We start from the raw sequence: 17,433 nt of genomic DNA, 5'->3' as shown, positions 1-17,433 counted from the left end.
TCATGATCTGGCGGCTTTTTTTAAGCTTTCCTTTACCTTCTTTTAAGCTGAATTTATAACAATTACGTTATAGTAAAAAGGATTTTGGGAAAAGCGGGAGGGAACGAAATATGCTGCAAGTCCAGCAAGTAAGCAAATGGTTCGATCAGCGTCGAAGTGTAGACGGGATCGATTTTGAAATGAAGCGGGGCGAAATTGTTGGCTTTCTAGGTCCCAATGGAGCTGGCAAAACCACAACGATGCGTATGATTACAGGCTATCTCACCCCATCTTCTGGACAGATATGGGTAGATGGCTTACCGATGCATGAACAATCCAGACAAGCACGTAGCAAAATAGGGTATTTACCAGAGACACCGCCACTTTATCCAGATATGACGGTACGCTCTTATTTACGTTTTGTAGCAGACTTACGCGATGTATCGGTACGAGAGCAGAAATTGCGAATTAGTGAAATGATCGACCGGCTTGGACTACAAGGAAGAGAGCGACAGGTGATCCGTTCTTTATCTAAAGGATACAAGCAACGTCTCGGTCTAGCTGGCGCGATTATTCATCAACCGGAATTGCTTATTTTGGATGAACCGACATCCGGGCTTGATCCGAATCAGATTATGGAAATTAGACAATTGATTCGAGAATTAGGTGAACAACACACTGTACTATTAAGCACGCATATTTTGCCTGAAGTCAGTATGCTGTGCAATCGGATGTTAATTATCCATGAAGGCAAATTAGTACTGGATCGCGATGCTGATCATATTGGTGATTCGTTACAGCAGAATTTCCAGGTGCAATTGGAAGTGAAATCGAAGCCTGCAATCGTACGATCTGTACTGGAACATGCTGCTTTTGCACATACTGAATTTCAGTATTCTCATACCAATGAACAACAAGAGCAATTGATTACGATTAAATTAACAGGAATCGACCAAGAAGACTTTAGAGAATCGTTGTCTCTTTTATTAGCAGAAGCACGGATTCCTGTACTGGAAATGCGTAAAGAAGGTCAGAGTCTGGAAGAACTATTTGCCAAATTAACAACCGATTCTCCATCTGATGGTAATGTAAATTCAACTTCTGTGGATGATCTAGATACTCCTTTACCGAAGGAGGACACAACCAAGTGAGACGCATGTGGGCAATATGTTCTAAAGAATTACAGTTGTATTTTTTGAATCCAACAACGTATTTTGCGATAGCGGTCTATGTATTGCTGTCTAGTTATATGTTTTATGTTAGTTTTGTCGGTTACCAGCCAAGTATACTGGATTACCGTTTGATTTTGGGCAATACGATTTTTATGTTATTGATTATTATTCCGTTATTAACGATGCGTTTGATATCCGAAGAATTTAGACAAGGAACCGATGAATTGTTACTGACTTCCCCTGTAACCGTCACCGAGATTGTAATCGGTAAATACTTAGCTTCTCTTGGATTGTTACTGGTATTGATTGCTTGCAATCTGGTGTATCCGATCACGATGTCTTTTTTCGGTACGATGAATATACCGATGTTGTTGTTATCTTTGTTAGCGGTATTTTTACTAGGCGCTGCCATGATGGCGATCGGATTATTTGCTTCCAGTCTGTCTCAACACCAGATGGTATCGGCTGTGATCGCTTTTGTATTATTGCTAGGGTTATGGATAATAGATTCCTTTACGATGAATTCAGATATCGCTCAGAAATGGCTAGAGCCTTTTTCCATATCCAGCCGCATTGATAATCTAGTCAAAGGTGTACTGCATGGACCGGATATTCTGTTCTATCTCACCTTATCGTTATTGTTCCTTGTACTGAGTATACAAGTCGTGGAACGGAAAAGGTGGAGGTGAGCACAATGAAAAAATGGATACAAGGCACAAATGCAGTCGTATTTTCGGTAGCCGTTATTGGTATTTTTATTATTTTGACGTTATTTCTTAATTCGATCGGAACATTTCAAGTTGATCTAACCAAAAACAAACAATATACATTATCCGATCAGACGATCACCACCCTGCAAGGATTGGATCAGAATGTTGAAGCTCTTGTTTTTCTAAATTCACAGGATGCAGAAGTATATACCCGCGAAGTGACTGATTTATTAGCAGAATACCATAAAGTAAACAGCAAGCTAGAAGTCAAAACGTATGATCTGTTGACCAATCCGACACTTGCGAAGCAATATGGCGTTACCGAAAGTGCAGTAGTATTGAAAAAAGGAGATACTACCAAAATTGTTCCTGTCTACGATATGTTCGCTGATGGTGCAGGAGCTAGTGATATGAGTGCAGAAAGCGCGGAAGCCAGTGCATCTTATCAATTTAGTGGTGAAGAAAAGTTAACGTCAGGTCTGTTATCGCTATCTTCATCTACGACACACAAAGCATATTTGCTTAACGGACATAATGAATTTGCAACGACAGATATGAGTACACTGATGAATCATTTAAAAGAAGAACATATTACTATAAGTGATCTGTCGCTATTGCAAGAAGGATCAATTCCAAAAGATGCTAATCTGCTCATGATTATTGGACCGCAAAATGATTTGAGCGATGGAGAAACCAAGCTGATTAAGCAGTATTTGAACAATGGTGGTAAGTTATTTTTATCGCTTGGCTTTAATGAAAAAATGAGCAGTAGCTGGAAAAACTTAGACTCTTTGATGAGTATGTATGGTGTCAAAGATACCCATGCTGTAGCGGTAGAACCCAAAGACACTTCATTATACGATCCACTTACGATTATTCCAGACTACGGGCAACATGAGATTACAGCCAAATTAGCGGCAAATAAATTGTATACGATGATGTCACTGTCGATAGGATTGCAGTTAGAAGCAGTGAAAGGATGGACAACTACGCCATTACTGACTTCTTCAAGTAACAGTTATGGAGAAACGAATCTATCTGGATTACTAGAATCCAAAACAGAGCGTGATACCAAAGACCTTGCAGGACCATTCGATCTTGGTTTTGCTGTAGCAGATGCTAAAGGTGAACCGAAAGCTGTGATTTTGGGCGGGTCTACATTTATGATGGATCAGGAGATAGTACAACAAGCGAATTTGGATTTTGCACTGAATAGTATCAATGATCTACTGGGAAATTCGAATAAAATTACGATTCGACCACAAGAGCAAGAGCAATACCAGACTGCTAATTTATCGTTATCTCAAGCGAAAATCATTTTTATTGGAACGGTTATTGTATTTCCTTTGTTATTTGTCATTGTAGGAATTGTACTATGGTGGAGACGACGTAGAGGATAGAAAGGAGTCGTGCAGATCGTGCAACTTCGTAAATGGATGCCAACGATCATCATGGTGGCGATTTTGCTATTAGGTGGAGCCTATGCCTATTCACAGAACTTTTTTCAACAAGATCAGACTGCTCCTGTGGAAGCGAAATGGATTACATTTACACCTGCTAACGTGCAGCAAATCGAAGTGAAATCTTTATCAGATGATGCAAAAACCACTACAACACCATCATCGATCACTTTAGAAAATAAACAAAATCAATGGCAAATGCGTACACCTGCAAGCTATCCGACCAATGCGTATGCAATTACAGATTGGTTGACTACACTGCAAGCAGCAACAGTACATGCTATTGTCGAAAATCAACCGACCGATGTTGCCAAATATGGGATAGATACCAAGCAACCTACGATTGTACTTACATCAACAGATGGCAAGCAGGATAGGCTCTATATTGGTAGCAAATTACCAACAGATGGGTATTACTATGCACGCTTAAATGAAGGAGCTATTATTCAATTATCTCAGCAGACAGTTACAGACTTATCAGCGACTGTATTTAGTTTCGTGGATACGACTCCATTCGGTTGGGATGATCAATATATGACAGCTTTGAGCTGGACAGGTCAAGATCAGGACAATCAGTGGACTTTAAAACATCAAGCCAATCTGGAAGATCCAAGTCAAGATCGCTGGACATTTAATGGTCATTCGATTAGTAGTGAACAAGCTTCTAATTTGACCGATAGTATCAAAAATATTCCAACCGATCAACTGCCACAACCGGCTTCTCAGCTATCTTCCAAGTCGCCTGTATTCACTCTTAAGGTTACTCGTAAGGAAGGGGAGCGAACAGTGACCGAGACTTATCAAGGATTCCAGTCTCCCGATAACTCTGCTTATATTGAGGTGGTCGATCCTGCTCATCAATGGGCATATCGGTTGCCGTCAGAATCGATCAAGCAAGTGATTCAAGCCGCGCAAGCGATAACTTCATCATCTGCTCACCAATAAGTTCAAAGCGGTATGTCATAGATATACATTATAGAACTATGGATAACTAACATCTTTTATAGAGTCGATCCTATACTCTGTAAAAGATGTTTTTATTTTTGCCAAAAAGCAGTATGGTTACATAAAATGATTGACTGTAGGTAAAATTGATAATAATATCTAACTATAAATTAATCAAAACATAATCAAAAAGTGATAAATGAATCAAAATATAACAATAATATGGATAGTACAGTTAACTTTTATGATGTGTATTGATTAGAGGAGGAACAGAAATGACAGAAGCACGAGCAGTAGAAAAGTTGAAAAATTATATCAATGGAGAATGGGTAGAAAGCAAAACAACAGTCTACGAAGATGTATATAATCCAGCGACCAAAGAAATTATCGCCAGAGTCCCTCTTTCTACCAAAGAAGATATTGATTATGCCGTTGAAGTCGCACATCAAGCTTTTCAATCCTGGCAAAAAGTAGCTGTTCCCCGTCGTGCTCGAATTCTGTTCAATTTCCAACAATTATTATCTACTCATAAAGAAGAATTAGCTCGTCTTATCACTATTGAAAATGGGAAAAATCTAACAGAAGCGCTTGGAGAAGTAGGGCGTGGGATAGAAAATGTAGAGTTTGCCGCAGGTGCACCTACATTGATGATGGGAGATTCACTCGCTTCAATCGCAACAGATGTAGAAGCTGTTAATTACCGCTATCCTATTGGTGTAGTCGGTGGCATTGCTCCATTTAACTTTCCTATGATGGTGCCTTGTTGGATGTTCCCGATGGCTATTGCACTGGGAAATACTTTTATTCTCAAACCTTCTGAACGCACACCGCTATTAACGAAACGTCTGGTGGAATTATTTACAGAAGCAGGTCTACCCAAAGGAGTATTCAATATCGTATACGGCGCGCATGATGTCGTAAATGGTGTATTGGATCATCCGTCTGTGCAAGCTATTTCATTTGTCGGTTCAAAGCCTGTAGGAGAATATGTATTTAAGCGTGGAAGCAATAACCTCAAACGTGTACAAGCATTAACCGGAGCCAAAAATCATACGATTGTATTGAACGATGCTGATCTTGAAGATACGGTAACGAATGTGATTGCATCTGCTTTTGGTTCGGCAGGTGAGCGTTGTATGGCTTGTGCTGTAGTTGCTGTTGAAGAAGGCATTGCTGACGCATTTATACAACGGTTAAAAGAAAGAGCAGGCGAGATCACTATCGGTAACGGTCTTGATGATGGAGTGTTTTTGGGGCCGGTTATTCGGGAAGAAAATCAGCAACGTACGATAGGCTATATTGAAAAAGGAATCAGTGAAGGCGCTACATTAGTCTGCGATGGACGTGAACAGATTTCGAATGAAGGCTATTTTATCGGGCCGACTATTTTTGAAAATGTAACGACAGACATGACCATCTGGAAAGATGAAATCTTTGCTCCGGTATTATCGATTATTCGAGTGAAGCATTTGAAAGAAGCAGTTGAAACGGCTAATCGGTCTGAATTTGCAAATGGAGCGTGTATTTTTACATCCAATGCGTCAGCGATTCGTTATTTCCGTGAACATATAGATGCAGGTATGTTAGGTGTGAATCTGGGTGTACCTGCTCCGATGGCATTTTTCCCTTTTTCCGGTTGGAAATCTTCATTTTTTGGTACATTGCATGCTAACGGCAAAGACAGCGTAGACTTTTACACGCACAAAAAAGTAGTCACTGCTCGTTATGTGACACCGACGTTTGAATAAGGGAGATGGCACATGATGAGTACATTATTGCGTAAGCCTCAACAACAAAATATTCGTCCGGGTGTCACCCTTTTGCATGAAGTCAACGCAGATCATTCACCACTGCATTATGTAGGATTCAAAATGATCGACTTGGAACCCGGTGCACTATACGATGAAGTATTAGGTCGAACAGAATGTTGTATTGTAGCAGTGACCGGTACAATCACCGTTAGTGATCATGAACAGACTTTTGCAGGAGTAGGGACACGAACAAGTGTGTTTGAGAAAAAGCCTACAGATAGCGTCTATATCTCGAATGATCGTTCTTTTGTAGTGACCGCAGAGACGATAGCTAGAGTAGCATTATGTTATTCACCTTCATCTGTACAACGTCCAACTCGTCTTATTCCAGCTAGTGAAAATAGCGTAGAACATCGTGGTAAATATAATAATCAACGGCTTGTGCATAATATTTTGCCAGATTCTGATCAGACTGTGAATAGTCTATTAGTGGTTGAAGTGATCACAGAAAGTGCCAACTGGTCAAGTTATCCACCACATAAGCATGATGTAGATATGTTGCCTGCTGAATCTTTATTAGAAGAAACGTATTATCATGAAATCGATCCGGTACAAGGATTTGTTTTTCAACGGGTATACACAGATGATCGCTCGATCGATGAGACGATGGCGGTAGAACATCGAAATGTCGTTATCGTTCCTGCTGGATATCATCCTGTAGGTGTACCTGATGGATACACGTCTTATTATCTGAATGTTATGGCAGGGCCCAAGCGCATCTGGAAATTCCACAACGATCCTGATCACGAATGGATATTGCAACGTTAAGCAGATCATCAAGTCGAAAATTGTGAAGGAAACGGAGTGGAAGTACAGATGAAATTCGAATTAAAAAGTGACCGTGTATTCGATATGATTGCGATCGGAAGAGCATGTATTGATCTGAATGCTACTGAATATAATCGTCCTATGGAAGAAACGATGACCTTTACCAAATATGTAGGCGGATCGCCTGTTAATATCGCGATTGGCAGTTCCAAATTAGGGCTTAAAACAGGGTTTATCGGTAAGCTTGCAGATGATCAACATGGTCGCTTTATTTCAAATTATATTCAGAATCTAGGTATTGATATTACAGGAGTCGTGATTGATCAGGCAGGTCACAAAACAGGGCTTGCTTTTACCGAGATCAAAAGCCCTGAAGAATGCAGTATTCTGATGTACCGCGAAAATGTAGCAGATCTTTATCTGGAGCCTGATGAAGTAAGCGAAGATTATATTAAACAAGCAAGCGTTCTACTGGTATCAGGCACTGCCTTATCTCAAAGCCCCTCACGAGAAGCTATTATCAAAGCAGTGAGCCTCGCTCGCAAGCATCAGGTGAAAGTGATTTTTGAATTGGATTATCGTCCGTATACATGGACATCCAAAGAACAGACCTCGATCTACTATACACTGGTTGCAGAACAAGCAGATATTATCATCGGCACACGAGATGAATTTGATATTTTGGAAAATCGTATAGGAGAAAATGAGCAGACGATCGCTTATTTATTTCAGCATACGCCTCAATTGATTGTGATCAAGCATGGAATCGAAGGATCATATGCGTATACAAAGTCAGGCGATGTTTTTCAAAGCAAAGCATATATGACTAAAGTGTTAAAAACATTTGGTGCTGGCGATTCGTATGCTTCTGCTTTTTTGTATGCTTTATTTGCAGGTAAAGATATTGCTACAGCGCTCAAATATGGTAGTGCTTCTGCTTCGATCGTGGTTAGCAAGCATAGTTCTTCTGAAGCGATGCCTACAGTAAGTCAGATTGAACAATTGATTGCAGCAGATGAGACAGAGGCACAATACAGATCGAGGTGAAATAATGCAAACGATTCGGCTTACAACAGCACAAGCATTAATTCGTTTTTTGAATGCGCAATATATCCATATAGATGGGAACGAATTTCCTTTTGTAGAAGGGATATTTACCATTTTTGGACATGGCAATGTACTTGGGATCGGTCAAGCATTAGAACAAGAATCCGGTCATCTCAAAGTGATACAAGGTAAAAATGAACAGGGCATGGCTCATGCGGCGATTGCCTATAGTAAGCAAATGCTACGCCAAAAAATATATGCAGTCACTACTTCTGTAGGACCAGGAGCCGCCAATCTAGCAGCGGCGGCAGGAACAGCACTTGCCAATCAGATTCCGGTACTTTTTCTACCGGGAGATACATTTGCTACCCGCCAGCCTGATCCGGTGCTTCAACAAATCGAGCAAGAATACAGTGCCGCAGTGACAACCAATGATGCTTTAAAACCGTTATCACGCTATTGGGATCGTATTACTCGCCCGGAACAATTGATGTCTAGTTTACTGCGAGCTTTTGAAGTGATGACCGATCCTGCCAAAGCAGGGCCTGTGACGATCTGTATTGCGCAAGATGTAGAAGGGGAAGCTTATGATTATGATGAGACCTTTTTTGCTCGTCGTGTACATTATGTAGATCGCAAATTGCCAACCACACGTGAATTAACAGGAGCAGTAGCATTGATCAAAGCAAGTCGCCATCCGGTTATTCTTGTCGGTGGTGGAGCTAAATATTCAGAAGCAGGCGATATATTAAAAAAATTATCTGAAAAGCATCATATTCCATTAGTAGAGACACAAGCAGGTAAAGCGACTGTTGAATATACATTTGCGAACAACCTAGGTGGGGTAGGAGTTACCGGTACATTAGCGGCTAACAAAATAGCTCGGCAAGCGGATCTGATTATTGGTATCGGTACACGTTATACTGACTTTGCAACCTCTTCCAAAACGGCGTTTGATTTTGAACATGGTCAATTTTTGAATATTAATGTTAGTCGTTCTCAAGCGTACAAATTAGATGCTTTTCAAGTAGTTGCGGATGCAAAAGTAACATTAGAACAACTGGCTTCACTGTTGGAAGGATATACCAGTGAATTTGGTAATCAGATACAGGAGCTCAAAGCAGAGTGGGATCAAGAGCGAGAACGATTAAGTCAGATTACATTTAACCGTACAGACTTTACGCCAGAAGTGGATAATCAATTTGATCAAGCGGCACTTAATGAATATGCAGATGCACTTCAGACCGAGTTGCCACAGACTACGGCTTTGATCGCTATGAATGAATCTATACCAGCAGATAGTATTATTGTTGGTTCAGCAGGATCGTTGCCAGGTGATCTGCAACGGATTTGGAATCCGAGCATTACCAATACGTATCATCTGGAATATGGATATTCTTGTATGGGTTATGAAGTATCCGGTGCGCTTGGTGTTAAGTTAGCCGCTCCTGATCAAGAAGTATATTCTATTGTGGGTGATGGAAGTTTTTTAATGTTACATTCCGAGTTGGTTACTGCTATTCAATATCATCATAAGATCAATATTATTCTTTTTGATAATGCAGGCTTTGGTTGTATTAACAATCTACAGATGGAGAACGGTGGAGGCAGTTATTTGTGCGAATTCCGTACGCGAGACAACCGTATATTAAATATTGATTATGCCAAAATAGCCGAAGCCTATGGAGCCAAATCGTACAAAGTGAACAATATCAAGCAATTGCAAGATGCTCTGGCAGATGCACAGCAACAGGTATCTTCTACATTGATTGAGATCAAAGTATTACCGAAAACGATGACTCATGGATATGAGAGCTGGTGGAATGTAGGAGTAGCCGAAGTATCTGATCACGAAAGCATTCAGCGTGTTTTTGCGGCGCAACAAGAAAAGTTAAAAACAGCTAAACAGTATTAATATTTTCTTTAACTATCTTTTAATGATCTACGGATAGCATGCTAGATTTGAAGTTAAACCACAACAAGATATGCTCTTCTAAATGCAAAATGATAATAAGGAGAGATGAAGTTGAGAACGGTATCTATGAAACAGATGTTACTTCAAGCGCAAGCTGATGGATATGCAGTAGGGCAATATAATATTAATGGTGTGCAATGGGTACAAGCTATTCTTAGAGCTGCTCAAGCAGAGCAAGCACCTGTTATTTTGGCGGCTTCTGATCGACTGGTATCATTTCTTGGAGGATATGCTTTAATAGCAGCTATTGTCGATAAGTCGATACAAGAATTATCGATTACTGTACCGGTTGCTTTGCATTTAGATCACGGAATGAGTGTAGAACACTGCAAGCAAGCTATTGATAATGGATTCAGTTCAGTAATGATTGATGGTTCACATTATCCTATTGAACAGAATATAGCGATGACGCTAGAAGTCGTAAAGTATGCTAGTTCTTTTGGTGTATCTGTTGAAGCAGAAGTTGGCACTGTTGGTGGGATGGAAGATGGATTGATCGGAGGTATCCAATACGCAGATCCGCTTGAATGTGATCGACTGGTCAAAGAAACAGGAGTAGATGCACTAGCCGCTGCTCTTGGTTCTGTACATGGTCCTTATCAAGGAGAACCTCTACTTGGATTCGCTGAAATGAAACATATTTCCGACCTCACAGGTGTACCGTTAGTGTTACATGGAGGTTCAGGTATTCCAGCACATCAGATTCGGCAAGCAATCGAATTAGGGCATGCCAAAATTAACGTTAATACTGAATGTATTCAGGCATGGGCATCAGCCGTACGTACAGTGCTGAACCAGAATCCTCAACTTTACGATCCTAGTCACATTCTTACACCCGGTACAGAAGCTATCCAACAAGTAGTTCAAAATAAAATGCAAGAGTTTGGTACCAGTGGTCAGGCGATGCACACGGTATAGCAGATATTTATGAATGATCCAATCAGCAGAACAAATAATATTTTATACCAAAAAGACAATGCTTTCTCTAATCATAACTTAGAAAAAAGAATTGTCTTTTTGGATCGTTTATTTACAAATATATAATTCAATCTGATGCTCCCGACAGAACGAATGATATTCATCAGATAAGGTGCCAGAAGTAATTAGCACATCGACCTCTTGCAAAGGAGCATACGTAAGCTGAGTAGACTTGCCGAATTTGGAAGCATCTGCAAGTAAATAGACAGCCTGTGCTTTTTCAGCTATTCGCTTTTTTATTTCATATTCCAAAATATCTGAATTCGTCAAACCATGCGCAATGGATACTCCAGTTGCCGCCATAAAAGCTTTACTAATATTGTACTTATCTAAAATATGTAGATCATCAATACTGACAAACGATTTGGTTTTGCGTTTGTAGCGATTACCGATCGTAATCAATGTAATATTTTCAAAAGCAACAGCCGCATTGATCACATCCAGACTATTGGTCAAAATGGTTAACTGTTGAGAGGACGGAAGAAATTCAACAATATTACGTGTGGTTGTACCGGAGTCGATAAAAATCAAATCTTGATCTTGTACTAATGCCGCTGCTTGTTTGCCGATTTTTACTTTTTCGGGATGATTGGTATGATCACGATTTTCAAATGGGATCAAAGCAGGAGTGACGGATGTAACACCACCGTATACTTTTTGAATCGTTCCCTTTTCTAAAATCTGATTTACATCACGACGTACTGTATTTTTAGAAACGTTAAAATATTCACAAAGTTCATCTAAAGAGACGGTACCTACTGAATGGATATAATCTTCTAGATGTTGTAGACGTTTTTCTTTCATGAAAGTAAACTCCTGTCTCATCAAAAATGGTACTCAGAATATAACATATGACCAAAAGTTAATCAATAGTTTATCTTTAAATAATAATTTGAGTATAAATACAACAAAAAAAGCAAGTTCTCTAGTAATTATACCTGGAGAACTTGCTTATCTATTGCATATTAACGGTAAGATTTGAGCAATCCTTTGATAAAAATATGCTGTAATTCCATTTCAGGATTCAGCACCAGTATATCAGCACGTTTGCCAATATCTAGACTACCTGTCTGTTCATACAAGCCTAGTTCACGAGCAGGATTACCACTTGCGGCAGCAGAAGCTTGCATAATCGATAGCCCTGCTTGCTGGATCAAAAAGCGGAAACCTTCGATCATTGTTAAGCGGCTACCTGCTAGTGTTCCACTATCATCCGGTAATGTCGCTATCCCATTGATCACATTTACAGGTTGATCGCCAAGCATATACTGACCATCTCCAAGTCCAGCCGCAGACATCGCATCCGTAATCAGAATAAGATTATGGGCTTGCTTTAACTGTGCTAGCAAAGCAACCGCCGCAGGATGAACATGAATGCCATCGGCTATCACTTCAGCATGAATAGCAGGAGTACTTAGTACAGCACCAGCGACTCCTGGTTTGCGATGATGCAGTGGAGTCATGGCATTAAATGTATGAACTGCGTGATTAAGCCCCATTTCTACAGCCGCCATAACCTCTTCATAAGAAGCATCTGTATGTCCGGCAGCGGCTGTAATTCCATGCTCACGTAACCATGAGATTAATTCCAAAGCACCTTCCCGCTCAGGAGCGAGAGTAAGTTGCTTGATCAGCCCGGGATAACGTGCCTCCCATTGTTCTAACCATTCGATATTCGGTAATACGATATGTTCTGGATTTTGAGCACCCGGCCATTTCGGACTGATAAATGGGCCTTCCAGATGAACACCCTCGACTTGAGCACCTGGCATTTGTCCATGATGCATATAATTGTAGACCTGTTCTAATACATGATCGATATCCGCATGAGGTGCTGTCATCGTCGTAGCTAGAATAGCAGTTGTTCCTTGACTGGCGTGAAAAGTAGTAATCGTGTCCAATACTTGTGGATCAGCATCCATAAAGTCTGCACCCATTCCACCATGCACATGAATATCAATAAAGCCAGGAATCACCAAGCCACCTTGAGCATCGTATGTAGTCTGGTGTTGCCATATAGGAGCATTGGCTGTTGAACCCACATACGTAATCATTTGATCTTGTACTTGCACAGTTCCATTTTCAATAATATGTGTAGGTGTTACCACACGCCCATGAATAATTTGAAATGAATGAGTTATGTCTGTTGAGATCGGCATTACTGAAACAACCTCCCGGCTTCAGCATCCAGCAACACCGTAACATTGGAATGCAATTGTAACAGTGAAGCAGGGCATTGGGTTGTAATCGGACCTGTAACTGCGCGATGGATAATTTCGGCTTTGTCTGCACCACGTACTAGCAATAGTATTTGACGGGCTTTCATAATACTACCGACACCCATCGTAATCGCTTGTGCAGGAACTTCGTCGATCGAATCAAAATAACGAGAATTAGCTTCTCGCGTCTGTTCTAATAAAGTCACGACATGAGTAGCAGGATTCAAGCTATCATCGGGTTCATTGAATCCAATATGACCATTATGTCCAATACCTAGAACTTGTAGATCAATAACGGCTTCAGACAACATTTCATCATACAGACGACATTCAGCATCCAGATCAGTCGCTTGTCCATCTGGTACATGTGTATTTTCAAGATTAATATCAATATGGTTAAATAAATGCTCATTCATAAATGTACGATAAGAAGCAGGATGATCGGTAGGCAGACCTGCATATTCATCCAGATTGTAGCTTTTTACTTTGGCAAAACTAACTAATCCTTGCTTATGAATCTGAATCAATTCACGATACAATCCTACAGGTGTGCCTCCTGTAGCAAGCCCTAATACTGCACGAGGAGAAGTCTGTACCAGACTAGCGACAATATGAGCAGCTACTTTGTGAAAATCTTCTTCATGAGTCACTTTGATTACATTAGCCATTATTAAAAACCTCCCGAGTCTTTACGATAGCGTTGCACATTTTTATAAGATAGTTCCAACTTAGCAACAGAATCATTAAATTGAGCGCTGATCATACCGGTAAACAAAATATCAATAATATGAAGCTGAGCGATTCGTGAAGCCATATCCCCGCGGCGTACTCCTTGTTCAAGAGACGAAGAGAATAATGCAATATCCGCCATCGAAGCTAATTTATTGTTGCTGTATTGAGTAAGTGATAACACAGTGGCTCCATTATCTTTGGCACAAGAAAGAGCATCAATCGTTTCTTTCGTTTCCCCGGAATAAGAGATCGCTAGAGCTACATCTTCTGAAGAAAGGGTAGAAGCAGAAGTGATCTGCATATGAGAATCAGAGAACGATGTGCTATTTTTACCGATCCGAATTAATTTCTGATAAAAGTCTTGCGCGACGATCGACGAAGTTGCAATACCGTATAGATCTATACGACGCGCACGGGTAAGATAACCGATAGCTTGTTCAAGCTTAGGTAGATCCAGAAGACGGGTTGTATCATTAATCGATGTAATATGATTGGTTTCTATCGCTTTGACAATCTCTGCTAGCGGATTACCTGCAATAATATCTTGATAAGAACTTGGAATCGATTGTTGTGCTAATTCACTAGCTAACTTCATTTTAAAATCAGGAAATCCTTCGAAATGGAACGTTTTGCAAAACCGAGTAACTGTAGCAGGACTAATGCCACATTGAGTAGCTAGCTGTGTAATCCCCATACGGATCACAGTAGAAGGTTGTTGTAAAATATAATGAGCCAGTCGGCGCTCTTGAGGAGATAAACTTTCGATGCGTTGCTCCAACATATGCAAAATAGGAGACAAGTTTAATCCTCCTTAATGAAAATTATTTTTATTTTTTAATTATATATAGAGAAAATTATTTTCTTTCACCATTATCTTAAAGCACCATAAACAAGATTGCAACCTATAAATATTCTTTTTGGAGCAACGTTATTCACAGTGTAGATCATACTTCATAAAGGGTATGATTTAGCACGCTTATATATGTAATACATAAGATTGAGATTCTTGTAAAAAATGATGACGGGTGACTGATTCTCCGAAATAGGAGCGGTAAGCATTGATTGTTCCGTCATGCGTGACAATATAGATTCTAGGTTGGTCTTGTTGACGACACCATGTGATAAACTGATCTGCAACTGTGCTGAATTCTTGCTCACTGATTGTATTTATTCCGCCTCTCCATATGTGCTGTGAGCATTCTGCAATACGAACCGAAGGATAATCTGATCTTATTTGGTGCAAAGGCAATATTTGATCACAACTATAAGCTTGATCTGGTGCTAATAAAGGAAACATTCGCGGACCGACAAATGGATGAACGATCAGCGTACAAGATATATTTTGTGACCAGATCAGAGAAGTTTGAATCGTGCGTCGAGTAGGGCTTATAACTATCGTATCATCGGTATGTAAAGGGAATGTGTGTGCTAATTGCTGTGCTTGTTGTTTTCCTTTTTCCGTTAAAGAGGGATGGTTTATATGTAGGCTTTCTGTTGGAGATAAGGTATGTTCGCCCTGACCATGACGTATAAAAATAATTTTCATCGTATTCTCCTTTGGTATGATCAATCATACATAGAATGGATTATATATAGTATGTTAACAAAAAAAGTCTATACCCTTATATAAAAGGATATAGACTCTTTCGATATACTTTATTTTATAATCATGATTGTAGCGGATTATAGCCATTTAAGCTGTTTGTTTACGGCTACGATATTCAGGTAAAATCAATCTCCATACCATCCAGATCAGTACGATCATTTGTGGGATAAAGGTCTCCCATGTCGGATACATACCGATCCAACTGATCGAAGGCAATCCAGCAACTGTATGAGCAGGGAATTTACCTGCCACTTGCAGTGCATGAATACTTTCCCCCAGAAAACGGAAAACGAGATAATAGATCAATACGGTGGCCGTTAAGAAAAATGGACGAATCGGCAACTTCACACTGAACTTGATAATCAGTACAGCAATGACGATTAGAATCACTAACGCAATCGCTATACCTAAGATCAATTGTGAAAGGGCTATCGCTGGAGCCATTCCAATATAGAAAATAGCAGTCTCTGCACCTTCACGCAAAATAGCGAGTCCAGAAACGATAGCTAACGACCACAGACTACCACGTTCCAAAGCGCCACTGACCTGATTTTCAATATACGTATTCCAGTTTTTTAAATTAGCTTTCTGATGTAACCAGTGCCCTACACTAAGCATCATCACAACAGCGACCAGACCGGTAATACCTTCAATCATTTCGCGAGTACTTCCGCTACTAGACACTTGAGAGAAAGCATACACGAAGATCGCTGCCATCACGCCACTAAGCACCAGTCCGGAAATAGCACCAGACCAGATATAGTTGCCGGCAGTACGACTACCACTACGTTTGGCATAAGCTAGCAAAGCAGCTAAAACCAAAATCGCTTCCAGACCTTCACGTAGCAAAATGATAGCGGCATCCCATGCGGTATAAGATGTTTTGGAAGTTAAAGGTGTTAATTCATCAAGCATCGTCACAATCACTGTATTCGCTTGTGACCATAGGGGAGGATTAGATACCAGATATCCTTGAACTTCAGCCATTTCATTTTCAATAGCTGTATACGTAGAAGCAGAAGAGATCTGTACTTCTCCTTCAACCAACGGCCACATTGAGATGAATTGAGTCATAAGATCAGAAGCTTGGGTCTGATCTTGATTAGTTACAGCAGTCTGTACTTGTTGTAGTAAAGTGACAGCATCACTCAAACGAACCGTACCACTTGCAGGAGCAGTATCCGCAATATCGCCTGCTGCATATTCGTTCAGTAAAGTAATCAATGCTTGAGTGTCTGCTTTGGCTTGTTCTTCACGTGGAGGGTCTGCTTGAAGTGCAACACGAATCATACTCATTTTAACTTCAAGCTGACTGTACACTGTGAAATTATCGGCACGAATCGCATTCTCTACATCAGGCCACGAATTAACAATTTGTTTGTAACTGTCTTGAGCAGCTTGCCAATTGTGCTGATCGATATGTTCAATCGTTGTATCCGCTAAAGGCAAAATGACTTTAACTGCTGTGAGTCCCTGCTGAGAAGGCCCGGTACTGCTACTTGTTGCACTGCTTTTGGCTTGACCAGCTTCGGCAAATGTATTGACTGCACGTGCTAATGTCCCTAGAGCAGAGGTAGCTGCTTTGGGATCAGTAGACGATTTGCCAAGAGCTGTTTGAGCATCGGTCAAAGCTGTGTTTACTTCATTGGCTTCAGTTGGAGCCGCCGATGTATCGATAGCTTTCCATGCTGTAGCAAATGTATCTAATTCCTGTTTTGCATCTGTCCACTTTTGTTGCCCGGCATCTACAAGAGCACTACCTACCAGTGGCAAAAGTTGATCTACTTCCGTAGAATCATTAGAAGCAGCTTGTGCAGTAGATAGGGCTACACTCCAAGCAGAAGCAGATAAGACTATCAATAGACTCAAGCAAAGCATAAACCTGATCAACAGGGCACTTTTACGCATAGCCTAGAACCCTCTTTTCCATATCAAAATAAATAACGATCATACTGATTAGACTGTATTTCAAAAATCACTATTGTAAAAAAGACATATCTCTATAACCTGTCTAAATAAGCAATTACTCAA

The 17,433-nt window shown here is 40.3% G+C and carries 15 protein-coding genes; 9 read left to right on the top strand and 6 right to left on the bottom strand.

The window, feature by feature from the left end; translation table 11 throughout:
- Window positions 1-110: 110 nt before the first annotated feature.
- From PQ456_RS17560 to fba, 9 genes are all read left to right on the top strand, one after another.
- Window positions 111-1,130 carry an ABC transporter ATP-binding protein gene (locus PQ456_RS17560; RefSeq protein WP_273613435.1) on the top strand — a complete coding sequence of 340 codons (1,020 nt, stop codon included), beginning with the start codon at window positions 111-113 and terminating at the stop codon, window positions 1,128-1,130.
- Window positions 1,127-1,840 (top strand): ABC transporter permease, encoded by a 714-nt coding sequence (locus PQ456_RS17555; RefSeq protein ID WP_273613434.1) that lies wholly within the window; start codon window positions 1,127-1,129, stop codon window positions 1,838-1,840. The genes PQ456_RS17560 and PQ456_RS17555 overlap by 4 nt, the downstream gene beginning before the upstream one ends.
- A 5-nt stretch (window positions 1,841-1,845) precedes the next feature.
- Window positions 1,846-3,261 (top strand): GldG family protein, encoded by a 1,416-nt coding sequence (locus tag PQ456_RS17550; RefSeq protein WP_273613433.1) that lies wholly within the window; start codon window positions 1,846-1,848, stop codon window positions 3,259-3,261.
- An 18-nt stretch (window positions 3,262-3,279) separates the two neighbouring features.
- Window positions 3,280-4,266, top strand: coding sequence for a DUF4340 domain-containing protein (locus PQ456_RS17545; protein WP_273613432.1), 987 nt, complete (start codon window positions 3,280-3,282; stop codon window positions 4,264-4,266).
- Window positions 4,267-4,541: 275 nt separating this feature from the next.
- A complete protein-coding gene (iolA, locus tag PQ456_RS17540) occupies window positions 4,542-6,014 on the top strand; it encodes a methylmalonate-semialdehyde dehydrogenase (protein WP_273613431.1) in 1,473 nt (490 codons plus the stop codon).
- A 15-nt stretch (window positions 6,015-6,029) separates the two neighbouring features.
- The gene (gene iolB / locus PQ456_RS17535; RefSeq protein ID WP_273613430.1) at window positions 6,030-6,845 is read left to right on the top strand and encodes a 5-deoxy-glucuronate isomerase; all 816 of its coding nucleotides are present in this window, start codon (window positions 6,030-6,032) and stop codon (window positions 6,843-6,845) included.
- Window positions 6,846-6,893: 48 nt separating this feature from the next.
- Window positions 6,894-7,892, top strand: coding sequence for a 5-dehydro-2-deoxygluconokinase (gene iolC, locus PQ456_RS17530; RefSeq protein WP_273613429.1), 999 nt, complete (start codon window positions 6,894-6,896; stop codon window positions 7,890-7,892).
- Window position 7,893: 1 nt separating this feature from the next.
- A complete protein-coding gene (iolD, locus tag PQ456_RS17525) occupies window positions 7,894-9,807 on the top strand; it encodes a 3D-(3,5/4)-trihydroxycyclohexane-1,2-dione acylhydrolase (decyclizing) (RefSeq protein ID WP_273616349.1) in 1,914 nt (637 codons plus the stop codon).
- A 111-nt stretch (window positions 9,808-9,918) separates the two neighbouring features.
- Entirely contained in the window at window positions 9,919-10,785 is an 867-nt protein-coding gene (gene fba / locus PQ456_RS17520; protein ID WP_273613428.1) for a class II fructose-1,6-bisphosphate aldolase, read from the top strand.
- A 108-nt stretch (window positions 10,786-10,893) separates the two neighbouring features.
- Here the strand turns inward: fba and PQ456_RS17515 are convergent, their stop codons facing one another.
- The 6 genes from PQ456_RS17515 to PQ456_RS17490 form a co-directional block, all read right to left on the bottom strand.
- Window positions 10,894-11,649 carry a DeoR/GlpR family DNA-binding transcription regulator gene (locus tag PQ456_RS17515; protein ID WP_273613427.1) on the bottom strand — a complete coding sequence of 252 codons (756 nt, stop codon included), beginning with the start codon at window positions 11,647-11,649 and terminating at the stop codon, window positions 10,894-10,896.
- A 161-nt stretch (window positions 11,650-11,810) separates the two neighbouring features.
- Complete coding sequence (gene nagA / locus PQ456_RS17510; RefSeq protein ID WP_273613426.1) at window positions 11,811-13,004, bottom strand: N-acetylglucosamine-6-phosphate deacetylase; 1,194 nt, start codon at window positions 13,002-13,004, stop codon at window positions 11,811-11,813.
- Complete coding sequence (gene nagB / locus PQ456_RS17505; protein WP_273613425.1) at window positions 13,004-13,732, bottom strand: glucosamine-6-phosphate deaminase; 729 nt, start codon at window positions 13,730-13,732, stop codon at window positions 13,004-13,006. The genes nagA and nagB overlap by 1 nt, the downstream gene beginning before the upstream one ends.
- Before the next feature lie 2 nt (window positions 13,733-13,734).
- Window positions 13,735-14,595 carry a MurR/RpiR family transcriptional regulator gene (locus PQ456_RS17500; protein ID WP_273613424.1) on the bottom strand — a complete coding sequence of 287 codons (861 nt, stop codon included), beginning with the start codon at window positions 14,593-14,595 and terminating at the stop codon, window positions 13,735-13,737.
- A gap of 177 nt (window positions 14,596-14,772) precedes the next feature.
- Entirely contained in the window at window positions 14,773-15,342 is a 570-nt protein-coding gene (locus PQ456_RS17495) for a histidine phosphatase family protein (RefSeq protein WP_273613423.1), read from the bottom strand.
- A gap of 147 nt (window positions 15,343-15,489) precedes the next feature.
- Entirely contained in the window at window positions 15,490-17,310 is a 1,821-nt protein-coding gene (locus PQ456_RS17490; RefSeq protein WP_273613422.1) for an FTR1 family iron permease, read from the bottom strand.
- Window positions 17,311-17,433: the final 123 nt, after the last annotated feature.

This window comes from Paenibacillus kyungheensis (assembly GCF_028606985.1).
In the GTDB taxonomy this organism is placed as follows: Bacteria; Bacillota; Bacilli; order Paenibacillales; family Paenibacillaceae; genus Saccharibacillus; species Saccharibacillus kyungheensis.
The sequence above is the reverse complement of the archived record's forward strand: the minus strand, read 5'-3'. Positions and strand labels throughout refer to the sequence as shown.

What these genes read in the sequence shown, in the direction of transcription:
- PQ456_RS17560 (WP_273613435.1), top strand. Translation starts at nt 111, where the DNA reads ATGCTGCAAGTCCAGCAAGTAAGCAAATGGTTCGATCAGCGTCGAAGT.
- PQ456_RS17550 (WP_273613433.1), top strand. Translation starts at nt 1,846, where the DNA reads ATGAAAAAATGGATACAAGGCACAAATGCAGTCGTATTTTCGGTAGCC.
- iolA (WP_273613431.1), top strand. Translation starts at nt 4,542, where the DNA reads ATGACAGAAGCACGAGCAGTAGAAAAGTTGAAAAATTATATCAATGGA.
- iolB (WP_273613430.1), top strand. Translation starts at nt 6,030, where the DNA reads ATGAGTACATTATTGCGTAAGCCTCAACAACAAAATATTCGTCCGGGT.
- iolC (WP_273613429.1), top strand. Translation starts at nt 6,894, where the DNA reads ATGAAATTCGAATTAAAAAGTGACCGTGTATTCGATATGATTGCGATC.
- PQ456_RS17515 (WP_273613427.1), bottom strand. Translation starts at nt 11,649, where the DNA reads ATGAAAGAAAAACGTCTACAACATCTAGAAGATTATATCCATTCAGTA.
- nagA (WP_273613426.1), bottom strand. Translation starts at nt 13,004, where the DNA reads ATGCCGATCTCAACAGACATAACTCATTCATTTCAAATTATTCATGGG.
- nagB (WP_273613425.1), bottom strand. Translation starts at nt 13,732, where the DNA reads ATGGCTAATGTAATCAAAGTGACTCATGAAGAAGATTTTCACAAAGTA.
- PQ456_RS17495 (WP_273613423.1), bottom strand. Translation starts at nt 15,342, where the DNA reads ATGAAAATTATTTTTATACGTCATGGTCAGGGCGAACATACCTTATCT.
- PQ456_RS17490 (WP_273613422.1), bottom strand. Translation starts at nt 17,310, where the DNA reads ATGCGTAAAAGTGCCCTGTTGATCAGGTTTATGCTTTGCTTGAGTCTA.